Consider the following 11,979-nt stretch of genomic DNA (forward strand, 5'->3'; position numbering starts at 1 on the left):
CGGATCGCCCGTGAGCGTTTTCGCCGTAGAGCAGGAATAGAGCCGATAATTGGTCACCTGAAACAGGATCATCGCTTGTCCCGAAACTACCTGAAAGGGGTTCTCGGCGACGCGATCAACCTGTTCATGGCTGCCGCGGCATTCAATTTCAGGAAGTGGATTCGGAAGTTCGAACACTTTTTTGCCCTTTTTACGCTTTGGCTGTTTTTCGGCACCACAACCCGTCAGCCTTCTATGATGATCCTGTAACGAAAATATCGGATTTTTCAGGCTCGACTACCTAATCGCGGCTCCGATTCAGATCTTGATAACATCATGAATTCCACATCAAACGTCGAAGAACCTATTTTTTCCTATGAAATCAAAAACGCGAATTACGGCCCAAGCATCGTGGCCGGCAGGCGAAGCCGACTGGTTCACGAACAGTATCCCAAGACATCAAAGCGCTTTGCCGAACAGATCGACTACGTCGCCAGTTCGTTGTCCGATAAAAACATCAAGGAACTGGAGAAACTGGCCACGGCTTTGTTCGTGACCATGGAAAGCACAAGAGGAAATGGGATCGAAAAGCGGGCAGACCGTCTCCAAAAACTCAAACCCCATGTGCCGCGTCAGGAGGCCTTGCAGGCTGTGCAAACCGTGGATTCCATGTGTCAACACAGGCCGGGGAGCATTGTGTTCTATAGTGTGCTTCCGGTTGCTGGAACAGCGGTCTTCAGCTCGGAAGCTTTGCCAGGCCCATTTGGGGGGCAAAATGGGCGTTCTAGGGCAAGATAACAGCCTGTTTTGGAAGATATAGCTCGACAATTCAGCATATTGTCTCGGTCCGACCCCAATCTCAACAATCTCAAGTGCTCGTCAGACTGAGTAATTCTCATGCGTGACAAGACAATCAGTAACATCACTGAATATATAGGTATTTGCAATGACCTCATAAATAGCGGTTTCTTTGCATTCAGGGGCCAGTGCTGTTCATTATGGTCTCTTGAACCTGGAATCATGAGAAAGGTTAGAAGAACTTTTGCGGGAATTGGGGAAGGAGGATTGTTGTTTAGACTTTCCGTTGACCATGCGCTCGAGTTAGTAAGGAAAGCGAAGGTCAGCGGGCACTTTGCGGAGAACGAACCTGATTTAAGCATTCTCGCTTCACTACAGCATTATGGAGCAGCCACACCGCTGCTTGATTTCTCATATGACCCTCTAGTGGCCCTCTACTTTGCGTGTCTACCGCATGATGAAAGCGCCGTGGAGTCGGATGGAAAAGTCTTCTGTATTAACTATCCTCACCAGATGAGATCGCATTCTTCCCCGCTGCGCCCCATAAATGACCCGTCGCGTATAAATTTAGATTCAACCCTTGAAGATGCTAGTCGCTATATTTGGTACTGGAAAACACCTGAATATCTTTGCAGAAGGAGCGAGAGACAACAATCTGTATTCATTTTTGGTTGGGGACTATATTGGAAATACGACACAAATAAACTTATCGACGAACTGAATGTATTGGTTATTTCTGCCGAGACAAAAAAAAGTATTCTAAATGAACTTAATCTGAGTCATGGCATATCCGAACAGACTCTCTTTCCTGACGTATATGGTTTTTCACACTCAAACAGCCACGACAAGATGATCAAACATTACAGTTCAGAAGAATTGTATGACAAAGGCGAGGAACAATGGCGAGATGGCAGCCCCGAGTGGGCAGCAGAGTATTACAAAATGGCTTACACTAAGAATCCCAACTGGATAGAGGCAAGATGCAAATCTGCATTGTCGCTAAATTGTATTGGAGAACAAGACAAGGCTTTGACGCTTATCAATGCATCTATGGACACGCTTGGTAGAAACTGGAAGCTCCTTCTTTGCAGATCGATTATCGATTGTACGGGTGATAAAGACTGGAGGGTTGATATGAGAGAGGCAAAGGCAGTTGCCGACACTGAAAATGAACGTTCCGAATTTGAAGCTTATTTGTATGAATACGGAGCGTTGCTTTGCGTCAAGACTGGCATAACCAGTCGCTGAACCCGATTGGTGCCCTGTCGGGCCGGCTACTCCCAGCAGTCTATTGCCACGAATCTCTGCCTTCATTATGCCAGCGGCAGCAGGAGCATCAAAAATGAACGAGATACATCAAAAGACAAGACCTGACCCTTAGCCTAGACAAAATGAAGAAAGAATACTCTTCGCTGGAATGGTTGGAGGCTCATTCCTGAGTTCTCTCACTCTCCTGGCTCATTCCGACCTGTCCTTGGCCAGGCATCTCAACTCCTAACCGGTGATTTTCTGACCGAATTTTGCCCGGAAATAGTTGAGGATCTTGTCTCGGGCGGCGATGCTTTCCCTTCGGATTTTCATTGGTCAGAATGGGGTCAAATCTGCCCTTGACTCGTTCTGATAGCCAAGTGAATGAATCTACTTAGCTATCGGTTAAATCTCCCTTGGGTCATTTCGCTCGATGTATCTCATCATGGCAAACCGTACATATGGTAGTCAGGTTGTTTTCAGTGTTTTCCCCACCCACGGCATGCGGCTTTTTGTGATGCAACTCCAAATGTCTGGGATCGGAACGATTCCATTCGGCAATTGACCAGTTGCAGACTGCGCATCTGTATGCGTCTCTGCGAAGAACGTTTCTTTTGACCGAGTCGGGGATGCGGCGGTCGTGTTCAGGGCTTTGTCTGTTCGCCTCCAGGAGATAGACGCCGACCTCGAGATCGGGGCGGCCGGTGTTTCTCGTGACTATGGGCCAACCGTATTCCGTGCGAAGCTCCCTTACTCTCCTGGCCCATTCCGACCTGTCCTTGGCAAGATATTTCAGTTCCTCTCCGGTGATTTTTTGTCCGACGTTTGCTCTGAAGTATTTGAGAATCTTGTCTCTGACGGCAATGTTTTCCCTTCGGATTACATTGGCCAGATTCCAGCGATGCGCAGCTTCCCTGTCCTGCTCGACGGACAAGAGGATGTAATCCGAAGGCCCCATGGAAGCCGGGTCGATGTCCGGGAGAGGGAACTCGTTTTCCTCCGCCATTTGTTTTGCCGTTAGACCGCTGATGATGGACCATCCGAACTGTACTTTCAGTTCCCGAACCCTACGGGCATATTCCTGGATGCCTGAGACCACCAGGAGTTCATCTCCGTTGATCACGGTCCTGGGATATTTTTTGAAATAGTAGAGAATACGGCTTTGAGCGCTTCGGGCCGATGTTGAGGTGATCAGCGATTTACCCAATTCCCGCAATTGATGATAGCATGGGACAAGCGAAAGGACTTTCGCCCGCAAGCCGTCGGATTCAAGCTCCCGCTCGAAATCAGATAACAGCTCTTTCAGCTGCTTACAAAGTTCTGCCGAATTCATGTTTTGCATTCAATTTTCCAGAAATTGCCGGAGCTTCGCCTTAAGGGCATCGAGGTCTTTGATTTCGCACGACCACACAACAAGAACGTCCCACCCCTTTTGCTTCAAGCGCTCTGAATTTTCCTGATCTCTTCGAATGTTCTTTCCCAGCTTCACTCGCCAGAATTCCGTATTCGTCGTAGGCCGTTTGGCCCGAGGGCATTTCTGGTGGGAGTGCCAGAAACATCCGTGGACGAAAACCACTTTTTTGTACTTCGGTAACGTAATATCCGGCTTTCCCGGCAAATCCTTTCTGTGCAGTCTGAACCTGTATCCCAATCCATGGAGTAGGGAGCGGACGATCAGCTCAGGTTTAGTGTCTTTGCCGCGTATGCGCGACATGATTCCGCTTCGTTTTTCTTTTGTGAATACGTCCATTGTGTATTGTGTTTGTCGAGAAGAATTCTGACCACGTCCGCCACTCGTGCGGCCAAAAGCGGCGGAACTGCGTTTCCGATTTGCTTGGCGATCTCGATTTTCGATCCAGTGAACCGAAACTCGTCGGGAAAGCTCTGGAACCGGGCGGCTTCTCGATGGGTGATCGGTCTGTGTTGTTCCGGATGTAGGTAACGGCCCTTTTCCGGCTTGAAAAATTCCGTGCGGATCGTGAACGCAGGTCTGTCCCACCAGAGCCTGCCAAACAAATCCGTCCCCCCGCTCTTCTTTCTAATCCAGCACTTCGGGGTCAGTTCAGGTGCGATTCGTTGCAGGTCGAAGCGGTTCATCCCTTCCTGCGGGATGGCCCTGTACCTTTTGCGACTCAGTTCAGTGGGATTTCTCCCGAAATGAAGATCAATAGGTGGAGAAACATTTCTGATCTCCGTGCCCACAGGCGGCGGAAGATCACTTATGGCGTCCCGCACCGTCCGCCACTTGAGCGGTTTGGAGAGATAGTGCTCCCTGTCGAACGGAAGCGAGAGCTGTTTGCCGTTGGGCTTCGAATTGAAGTAGATTTTGCGGGGTGGAAACAGGACTCGAGGGTCGGCGAACTTACAGCCGATAATGAATGCTCTCGTGCGGTTTTGCGGGACCCCGTAATCGGCTGCGGTCAACTTGTCCTGCCAAACCTTGAATCCCAGCGATTCAGCTAGGCCGACGATTTCGCCGTGCTCAAAAGTATTGAGCAGTTGCGGAACGTTTTCCATGACGAAAATTTTTGCTCCGCTCCTCTTTACTACCTCCAGGAAGGGGCGCCACAATTCCTTTCGCGGATCCCCATCTCGATTTTTATTGAGAAGGCTGAATCCCTGGCAAGGCGGCCCGCCGATGACCACATCGGCCTCCGGCACTTCGTATTTCCCGTCCTCCAGGATGGCGACGATATCCCCGGCGACGCAATGCGGGCCGAAGTTTTCGTTGTAGGTGTCCACGCAAAACTGATTGAAGTCGTTCGCCCATACGGACTTGAACGGCTGCCCGAAAGCCTCGGAAAATCCCAGAGACATGCCGCCCGCCCCGGAAAAAAGATCGATAAGTCGATAACGCCTGAGATTATCGAGCAAATCGCCGGTGCATCGAGCGGCATATTGCTCTTCGTCTTCCAGAAGAATGTTTGATTCAAGCTCGATAAAATCGCTTATGGGATACACTGGTGGTTCCTAATGAAAATGCCGGTTCATCATCAACCAATGAGCCAAGCAAAACTATCCTTTAGATTTATAGTGTGGATTCTTGGTGTTTTCGATTCCATACGGCGGAGGAGGATGGAACGTCAAATATGATGATGCCCCAGAAGAGTGATTAGAGGACCTCTCTATTCCCGGGGTCGGACTGAGTCAACCCCTTGATTCAACATAGAAAATGCCTTAATATATTTGATATTTTCTCCTTAGAATATCCATTTTGCCTTTAAAATGCCGTTCTAATATTTCCTTAGCTGAACTGACGCCACCTCTAATGCCAAGAATCAATCGTTATATTCTGGGCATTTGTGAGTTGTTGCAAAAAACTGCCTCGACAGAAGACAGTAGGTAAAACAAGAAAAAAAGCAGGTTGGCAAACCTCATTCGAGGCCGAAAATAATGATCTGGCTGACTCTGGGCCACGTGACAGAGCTTTTCGGTGTGGACAAGTCCGGAATCAGTTGCCTTTGAATATTTTTTTGAAAGCGGCGAATTGTGGCGCGAAACCGTTGCAACTTTTGCAACGGTTCAAATGCAAAAGGGATCAATTATTTTTTGACTTCTCGAAAGTTCTGACGCCGTTTCCAGGTGGGTCAAGAACGATCACCTCGGATTCGAGTACTCTATGTCTACCGGGGAGTTGCCCGCAAATACCGTCCCGACTTCCTGATACGGCTCCGGAACGGCGAGATGCTGGTGCTGGAGACCAAGGGCCTGGAAACGAAGCAGGACCAGGTCAAACGCCGCTATCTCGACGAATGGATCCAGGCCGTTAATGAGCATGGCGGCTTTGGGCGCTGGAGGGCGGCCGTTGTCCGGAAGCCGGGAGAGGTGCATGATATTGTGGAACGTATGGCGAAGCGTGCCGGGGCGGAATAAGAAATGAGCCGTGACCACATGCTTCAGCGTAACGCCGCCCGACTAAAAGCCCAACTTCCCGAGGTGAACAAAGACGATCCACCTATGAAGCAATTGCGGGGAATCAACCTGATTTTTTAAAATCTTCCAGCCCAAGCCTACAATAAACCATGGCTCTAAAGGCAATACTGGAAGTCGCGCCCTCCTCGGGCCAACTCCTGGTCTATCAAACCGAGAACGGACAGGTGCGGTTGGATGTTCGATTGGAAGGAGAAACGGTCTGGCTGACCCAGCAGCACATGGCTAAGCTGTTTCAGACCTCTCAACAGATTATCAGCCAGCACATCCAGAATGTTTTTGAAGAGAAAGAACTCGAGCCAGGGGCAACTCACAAGAAATTCTTGTCGGTTCGCCGGGAAGGGAGCCGCAAGGTTCAACGGAGCCTGGATTATTAAAATCTGGATATGATCATCTCCGTCGGCTACCGGGTGAAAAGCGTCGGCCGCGGGTCCGTGTTCCTGAACACGGATCCAGCCAAGAGGAAAATCAGTCATTCCCTCGTGAACCTGCCACGGATTTCCAGAATATCTTGCTCCTCGGACTGATAAAGGCACTGTTTTTAGTACGAGGCATGGTTATTTTTACCGCGGAAATTGCTGCAGGATCTCGGCAATTGAGGACGAAAAATGTGAGGCCAGGAATGAGCTACGAGGTTCAACGAAATTGAGACGAACATGACCACCTGCGATAAATGCGATACCCGATGTGCCGACGCCGCGAAGGGGGCCAGCCCCCATTACGTGTTCATCGGCACGATGAAGGTCGGCAAGAGTAGCCTGTACGAACGGTTGACGGCATCCGCCTGCGCCGAGGTAGCAATACCCGGCATTGCGGTCTCCATACCCCGTGGACACCTCAAGGGGCGGGACGGGGTGGCTCTGGACACTCCGGGCATCCACTCCCTGTTCTCCACCAACGAGGATGAACGAGCTTCCAGAGACATTCTGCTGTCCCCGGAGATTCCCGGCGAAAACCTGCGCATCGTCCTGGTGGCCGACGCCAAGAACCTCAAGCGGACCATCGCCATCGTCCTGCAGTTCGCGGAATACGGGCTGCCCATGTTGCTGGTGGTGAACATGGTCGACGAGGCCGCGTCCCGGGGCATCGAAATCGACTACCACAAGCTCTCGGAAAAATTGGGCGTCCGCGTGATGACCACCATCGCCCGGGAGGGAATCGGGGTTCGTGAACTGGCCAGGAATCTGGACGACGTCCGGCCAGCGAAGCCCCTGGCGGGGTACTCCCCGCGGGTGGATCAGTTTCTCGCGGAGGTAGACAAATTAATTCCTTCCGGCACGTTTTCCTCCCGTGCCTTGGGAATTCTTCTGCTCACCGAGGACCCGGCCGTGGAGCGCTACATATTGGAGAAATACGGACCGGGAATGCTCGACCAGCTCCGCCGGCTGGCCGTGAAAACCCGCCAGGCGAGACCCATTGCCGTGGACATCGAACTGAGCAACCTCTATCAGTCCGAGGCTGCCAAGATCGCTGAACAGGTCCAGAAAGTCGAACCGCCCACCAAGAGCCCGCTCATCCTCTCCTTCGGCGACTGGTGCACCCAGTTGTCCACGGGCATTCCCATCGCCCTGGGAATTCTCGTGCTCCTGTACTATTTCATCGGCGCCTTTGGAGCCACCTTCCTGGTGGACACGATCCATGACGAACTGTTCGAGGCCCATCTGATCCCGCTGCTCACGGCCCTGATCGAATATATTCCCAGCGCTCTGGTCCGGGACATGCTCATCGACCCGGACTTCGGCATCTTCCCCACCGGGGTCTTTCTGGCCCTGGGGCTGGTCATGCCGGTGATCTTCTGCTTTTACATCGCCTTTGGGGCGCTTCAGGATTCCGGATATCTGGCCCGCCTCTCCCTCCTTCTGGACCGTGTCTTTCGCCTGATCGGCCTGAACGGCAAAGGCGTGATCCCTCTGGTCATGGGCTTTTCCTGCGTGACCATGTCCATCCTGACCACCCGTGTGCTCAGCACGACCAAGGAAAAGAACATCGCCTCGTTTCTGGTCTTTCTCTGTTTGCCCTGCGCCCCGCTGTTGGCGGTGATGATGGTCATCCTGGCCAGGATGCCCGTCTCCGCCTCGATCACGGTCTACGGACTGATCTTTTCCCAACTGCTCCTGGCAGGATGGCTGGCGAACAAGGTCATTCCCGGACAACGCTCCCAACTGATCCTGGAAATCCCGACCATGCGCCTGCCCAAACCCTGGCCGGTCATCAAGATGGCCTCAAGGAAAACCTATTTTTTCATCAAGGAGGCCCTGCCGGTCTTTGTCCTGGCCTCGATGTTCATTTTTCTCTTCCAGCGCGTGGGCGGCCTGAGCGCCCTGGAGGCCGCCCTGGGACCGGTGATCAACACGGTCATGGGCCTGCCGGAACAGAGCATCCAGGTGTTCATCAAGACCATGATCCGCCGGGAAAGCGGCGTGGCCGAACTGGAACATCTCAGCCCCCAGTTCACCAACCTGCAGATCGTGGTCAATCTCGTGCTGATGACCTTCCTGGCCCCATGCATCAACGCGACCATCGTCCTGTTCAAGGAACGCGGCGCACGAGCCGGAGCCTTGATCCTGACCACGGTCACGATCTACGCCATTCTCCTGGCTAGTCTGCTGAACCATATTTCCCGTCTGGCCGGAATCACCTTCACGTAATTCAGCAGGGCATGATGCAAACCAACTTCAAATTGGAGTCAAATCCCTACATCGACATCTCATTAGACGACGATTTTGGTTGCGCCCTGGCCTTTGCATCTGTTGAACGCGAATCGGAAGATCTCTCTGTTTGTCCTGGGACAGCACCTTCAATCCCTCACAAAGGATCATGAATCATGGAACATAAGCATGAAGAAATTCTGGAAGCCGTCCTCTGCGCCAGCGAAAACGGAAAGTATGCGCTGGACGACGTCAGAAAGCACTGCTGCGTGGATTTCTCTGATGAGGATATTGCCGAACTGGAACGCCAGGGCCTGCTGGTCTCCAGCGAGGGGAAAATCCTGTTTTCCCAAGAAGGCAAGGCCCACGCCGAGAAGATCATGCGTCGGCACCGCTTGGCCGAGGTACTGCTCAAGAGCATCCTGAAGCTCAAGAATTCGGAAATGGAAAAAATCGCCTGCGAGGTGGAGCACGCCCTGTTGCCCGAAGTGGAGGAATCCATCTGCACCTTGCTGGGTCACCCGGAGGTCTGTCCGGACGGCAAGCCCATACCCAAAGGCCCATGCTGTCATGCCGGACAGAGAACCATCAGCAACACGGTGGTCGGACTGAACGAACTGCAGCCCGGCGAAAAAGGCGCCATCACCTACATCAAGCCCGGCAGTCACTCCAACCTGCAACAGCTCATCTCCTTGGGCCTGAACCCCGGAGTCGTGGTTACGGTCCACCGCAGAACTCCGGCCTTCTGCATCAAGTACGAACAAACCGAGCTGGCCCTGGACGATGAAATCGCCAAGAACATCTTCGTCTGGAAAGTGCTGGGGGGAGAAAGCAACCGGAGTCCGACAAATTAAAGAAGTCGAGAGCCTCTAAATATTTTCGCCATTCTAGAACAAGATCGTCCGCACCCGTTGCTCCAGAGGGAGCCCAAGGCGTTGGGCCAGTTTCCGTGCGTCATGCCGGGCGGTTTCCAGTCCAAAGTGCATGCCGGGCAGAACCAGTCTTGTCCGGCCGCGCAATTCCAGCACATGGGCCAGGTACACCGGCCGCAGATCGCCCCCCAGGACCGTCGCCACCCCCACGGAAGTGAAACTGCTGAATAGGAATCCCCGGTATCGCTCCCGGAACAGGATCCGGCGGTACTGCTCCACGTAATCGCTTTGCACGTCCACATGCACGGCATGGCGGTAGGTGAAGCAGGCAACGGCGACAAGCAGCAAGACCAGCCCGAAAACCGCGCTGAGCAGCCCTCCGGGACGCAACGCCAGCCAGAGCAGCAACAATGCCAGGGCCATCAACCCCGCTAGACAGCCAAGGGAGCGAATCAATCTGGGGTCCGACTCAATGTCCATCACAACACCCCGCTGGGACCGGTTGTTCCACTCACGACAAACCCCAATTCGCCTGTATCGCACCAGAAAACTTCTGCCGCACCTCAACGTAAACAGTCTCCTGACTTTCTCGCCGGCCTCCGGCTCAGCACGTTGGGACCGTGCCGGCCTAAGATTTGCGCCGAATGCTGAAAGCTTTGTGAGAGATGCAATCCGCCCTGATAATAGCATCTGCTGTTGAACGTAAAGAGGTCATTGGAACACATCACGTTTGCGTTAACCAGACGCTGCAGGTAATGAAACGTGCCGTGCGATGGCGACAAATACCTACTTATCGGTTGGTGGCCTCAAATGGGGCGACGTCGCAAAAACGAAATCGTTTCGGACGTGCTCCACCGCCCATCTTGTCTGATAAAACCATATCCAAGGACCACTCATGCATTCCATTCATCAACTGCTGATCAAGAATCTTTTTCAGGCTCCAATCCAGGATCATCCGGAACAGGAAATCGTCTATGCCGAAACCCTGCGCTTCACCTACGCCCAATTCCGCGAGCGCGTGCGACGCTTGGCGGGAATGCTTCTGGCCAGGGGGGTGAAGCCCGGGGACACCGTGGCCGTTATGGACTACGACAGTCATCGCTACCTGGAGTGCTATTACGCCGTGCCCATGATCGGCGCCGTGCTGCATACCATCAACATCCGCCTCGCCCCGGAACAGATGGTCTACACCATCGGGCATGCCGAGGACGACGTCGTCCTGGTCAACGCCGATTTCCTGCCCCTGCTGGAGCAGATCAAGGGCCGGCTGGACACCGTGCGTGAGTATATCCTGCTCACGGACAACAACGAATCCCCTCAGACCGCCCTGCCCCTGTCCGGGGAATACGAGGCCCTGCTGGCCGCCGCCGAACCGGTGGTCGATTTCCCGGATTTCGACGAAAATACCCGCGCCACCACCTTTTACACCACCGGCACGACGGGTCTGCCCAAGGGTGTCTTCTTCAGCCACCGGCAACTGGTCCTGCACACCCTGGCCGGATTGGCCGCCCTGAGTTCCAACGCCGACCAGGGCCGCTTTCACCGCGAGGACGTGTACATGCCCATTACGCCCATGTTCCACGTTCACGCCTGGGGCATCCCTTATATGGCGACTCTGCTTGGAGTGAAGCAGGTTTATCCGGGAAGGTACGTTCCCGAGGCCCTGGCCCGGCTGATCAGCACGGAAAGGGTCACGTTCAGCCACTGCGTGCCGACTATTTTGCACATGCTGCTTTCAGACCCCAAGTGTGAACAATACGACCTGTCGGGTTGGAAGGTGGTTATCGGCGGAGCGGCCTTGCCGAAATCCGTCTGCAAGGCGGCCTTGGACCGGGGTGTGGACGTTTTCTCGGGCTACGGCATGTCTGAATCCTGTCCCATTCTGGCGTTGACCCATCTGTCCACTGATGAACTGCTTCAGGATCAGGAAAGCCAGGTCGCCCTGCGCACCCGCACCGGCCGTCCGCTGCCCCTGGTGCGGCTGCGACGCGTCGACGACGACGGGCGGGAAGCTCCTGACGACGACAAAACGCCCGGAGCCTTGCAAGTGCGTGCGCCGTGGCTGACCCAGTCCTACCTCAAAGATGAACGTAACTCGGAAAAGCTGTGGGCCGACGGCTGGATGAACACCGGAGACGTGGCCTGTCGCGACGCCTCGGGCAGCCTGCGCATCACGGACCGGACCAAGGACGTGATCAAGGTCGGCGGGGAATGGCTCAGCTCGCTGGAACTGGAGGACATCATCCTGCGCCACCCGGACGTGGCCGAAGCCGCGGTGATCGGCAAGCCGGACCTTCGCTGGGGAGAGACGCCACTGGCCCTGGTCGTGCCCAAGCAGGGGGTCACGCTTCCGGAAAAAGGAATAGCCCATCATGTCAAGTGCTTCGTGGATAAAGGCGTGCTGCCGAAGGAGGCCGTCCTGATCAAGGTTCGCCTGGTGGAATCCATCGTCAAGACCAGCGTGGGCAAGACCAACAAGGTCGCCCTGCGGGAGATGTATTGAA

At 53.8% G+C, this 11,979-nt stretch carries 12 protein-coding genes; 8 read left to right on the forward strand and 4 right to left on the reverse strand.

Annotation, left to right across the window (positions count from 1 at the left end; genetic code table 11):
* From BLP93_RS16715 to BLP93_RS13220, 3 genes are all read left to right on the forward strand, one after another.
* Positions 1–249 (forward strand): transposase (locus tag BLP93_RS16715; protein ID WP_244148756.1); only part of this gene is annotated, 249 nt, incomplete at its 5' end.
* Between the two features lie 66 nt (positions 250–315).
* Entirely contained in the window at positions 316–777 is a 462-nt protein-coding gene (locus BLP93_RS13215) for a hypothetical protein (protein ID WP_092122643.1), read from the forward strand.
* 99 nt (positions 778–876) lie between these two features.
* Complete coding sequence (locus BLP93_RS13220; RefSeq protein ID WP_092122646.1) at positions 877–2,025, forward strand: FRG domain-containing protein; 1,149 nt, start codon at positions 877–879, stop codon at positions 2,023–2,025.
* A gap of 421 nt (positions 2,026–2,446) precedes the next feature.
* Here BLP93_RS13220 and BLP93_RS13225 read toward each other — a convergent pair whose 3' ends face one another.
* From BLP93_RS13225 to BLP93_RS13235, 3 genes are read right to left on the reverse strand one after another with little or no spacing between them, the layout of a single operon-like run.
* Complete coding sequence (locus tag BLP93_RS13225) at positions 2,447–3,367, reverse strand: HNH endonuclease (protein ID WP_092122648.1); 921 nt, start codon at positions 3,365–3,367, stop codon at positions 2,447–2,449.
* Entirely contained in the window at positions 3,368–3,775 is a 408-nt protein-coding gene (locus tag BLP93_RS13230) for a DNA mismatch endonuclease Vsr (RefSeq protein WP_092122651.1), read from the reverse strand.
* The gene (locus BLP93_RS13235; protein WP_208596651.1) at positions 3,700–4,986 is read right to left on the reverse strand and encodes a DNA cytosine methyltransferase; all 1,287 of its coding nucleotides are present in this window, start codon (positions 4,984–4,986) and stop codon (positions 3,700–3,702) included. The genes BLP93_RS13230 and BLP93_RS13235 overlap by 76 nt, the downstream gene beginning before the upstream one ends.
* Before the next feature lie 621 nt (positions 4,987–5,607).
* On the opposite strand from BLP93_RS13235, the gene BLP93_RS13240 reads away from it, so the two are divergent.
* The 4 genes from BLP93_RS13240 to BLP93_RS13255 all read left to right on the forward strand — a co-directional run bounded on the left by BLP93_RS13240 (position 5,608) and on the right by BLP93_RS13255 (position 9,457).
* Positions 5,608–5,898, forward strand: a complete 291-nt coding sequence (locus BLP93_RS13240; protein WP_208596652.1) for a DUF1064 domain-containing protein — start codon at positions 5,608–5,610, stop codon at positions 5,896–5,898.
* A gap of 149 nt (positions 5,899–6,047) precedes the next feature.
* Positions 6,048–6,332, forward strand: coding sequence for a virulence RhuM family protein (locus BLP93_RS16720; protein WP_139163002.1), 285 nt, complete (start codon positions 6,048–6,050; stop codon positions 6,330–6,332).
* 279 nt (positions 6,333–6,611) lie between these two features.
* Entirely contained in the window at positions 6,612–8,603 is a 1,992-nt protein-coding gene (locus BLP93_RS13250; RefSeq protein WP_092122657.1) for a ferrous iron transporter B, read from the forward strand.
* Positions 8,604–8,779: 176 nt separating this feature from the next.
* Entirely contained in the window at positions 8,780–9,457 is a 678-nt protein-coding gene (locus BLP93_RS13255) for a metal-dependent transcriptional regulator (protein WP_092122660.1), read from the forward strand.
* A gap of 33 nt (positions 9,458–9,490) precedes the next feature.
* Here the strand turns inward: BLP93_RS13255 and BLP93_RS13260 are convergent, their stop codons facing one another.
* The gene (locus BLP93_RS13260; protein WP_139163003.1) at positions 9,491–9,955 is read right to left on the reverse strand and encodes a hypothetical protein; all 465 of its coding nucleotides are present in this window, start codon (positions 9,953–9,955) and stop codon (positions 9,491–9,493) included.
* Between the two features lie 415 nt (positions 9,956–10,370).
* On the opposite strand from BLP93_RS13260, the gene BLP93_RS13265 reads away from it, so the two are divergent.
* Complete coding sequence (locus BLP93_RS13265) at positions 10,371–11,978, forward strand: long-chain fatty acid--CoA ligase (RefSeq protein ID WP_092122666.1); 1,608 nt, start codon at positions 10,371–10,373, stop codon at positions 11,976–11,978.
* Position 11,979: the final 1 nt, after the last annotated feature.

Origin of the sequence: Desulfonatronum thiosulfatophilum (assembly GCF_900104215.1) — a bacterium.
GTDB lineage: Bacteria > Desulfobacterota > Desulfovibrionia > Desulfovibrionales > Desulfonatronaceae > Desulfonatronum > Desulfonatronum thiosulfatophilum.

What these genes read in the sequence shown, in the direction of transcription:
- BLP93_RS16720 (WP_139163002.1), top strand. Translation starts at nt 6,048, where the DNA reads ATGGCTCTAAAGGCAATACTGGAAGTCGCGCCCTCCTCGGGCCAACTC.
- BLP93_RS13265 (WP_092122666.1), top strand. Translation starts at nt 10,371, where the DNA reads ATGCATTCCATTCATCAACTGCTGATCAAGAATCTTTTTCAGGCTCCA.
- BLP93_RS13215 (WP_092122643.1), top strand. Translation starts at nt 316, where the DNA reads ATGAATTCCACATCAAACGTCGAAGAACCTATTTTTTCCTATGAAATC.
- BLP93_RS13255 (WP_092122660.1), top strand. Translation starts at nt 8,780, where the DNA reads ATGGAACATAAGCATGAAGAAATTCTGGAAGCCGTCCTCTGCGCCAGC.
- BLP93_RS13225 (WP_092122648.1), bottom strand. Translation starts at nt 3,367, where the DNA reads ATGCAAAACATGAATTCGGCAGAACTTTGTAAGCAGCTGAAAGAGCTG.
- BLP93_RS13230 (WP_092122651.1), bottom strand. Translation starts at nt 3,775, where the DNA reads ATGGACGTATTCACAAAAGAAAAACGAAGCGGAATCATGTCGCGCATA.
- BLP93_RS13250 (WP_092122657.1), top strand. Translation starts at nt 6,612, where the DNA reads ATGACCACCTGCGATAAATGCGATACCCGATGTGCCGACGCCGCGAAG.
- BLP93_RS13220 (WP_092122646.1), top strand. Translation starts at nt 877, where the DNA reads ATGCGTGACAAGACAATCAGTAACATCACTGAATATATAGGTATTTGC.
- BLP93_RS13260 (WP_139163003.1), bottom strand. Translation starts at nt 9,955, where the DNA reads ATGGACATTGAGTCGGACCCCAGATTGATTCGCTCCCTTGGCTGTCTA.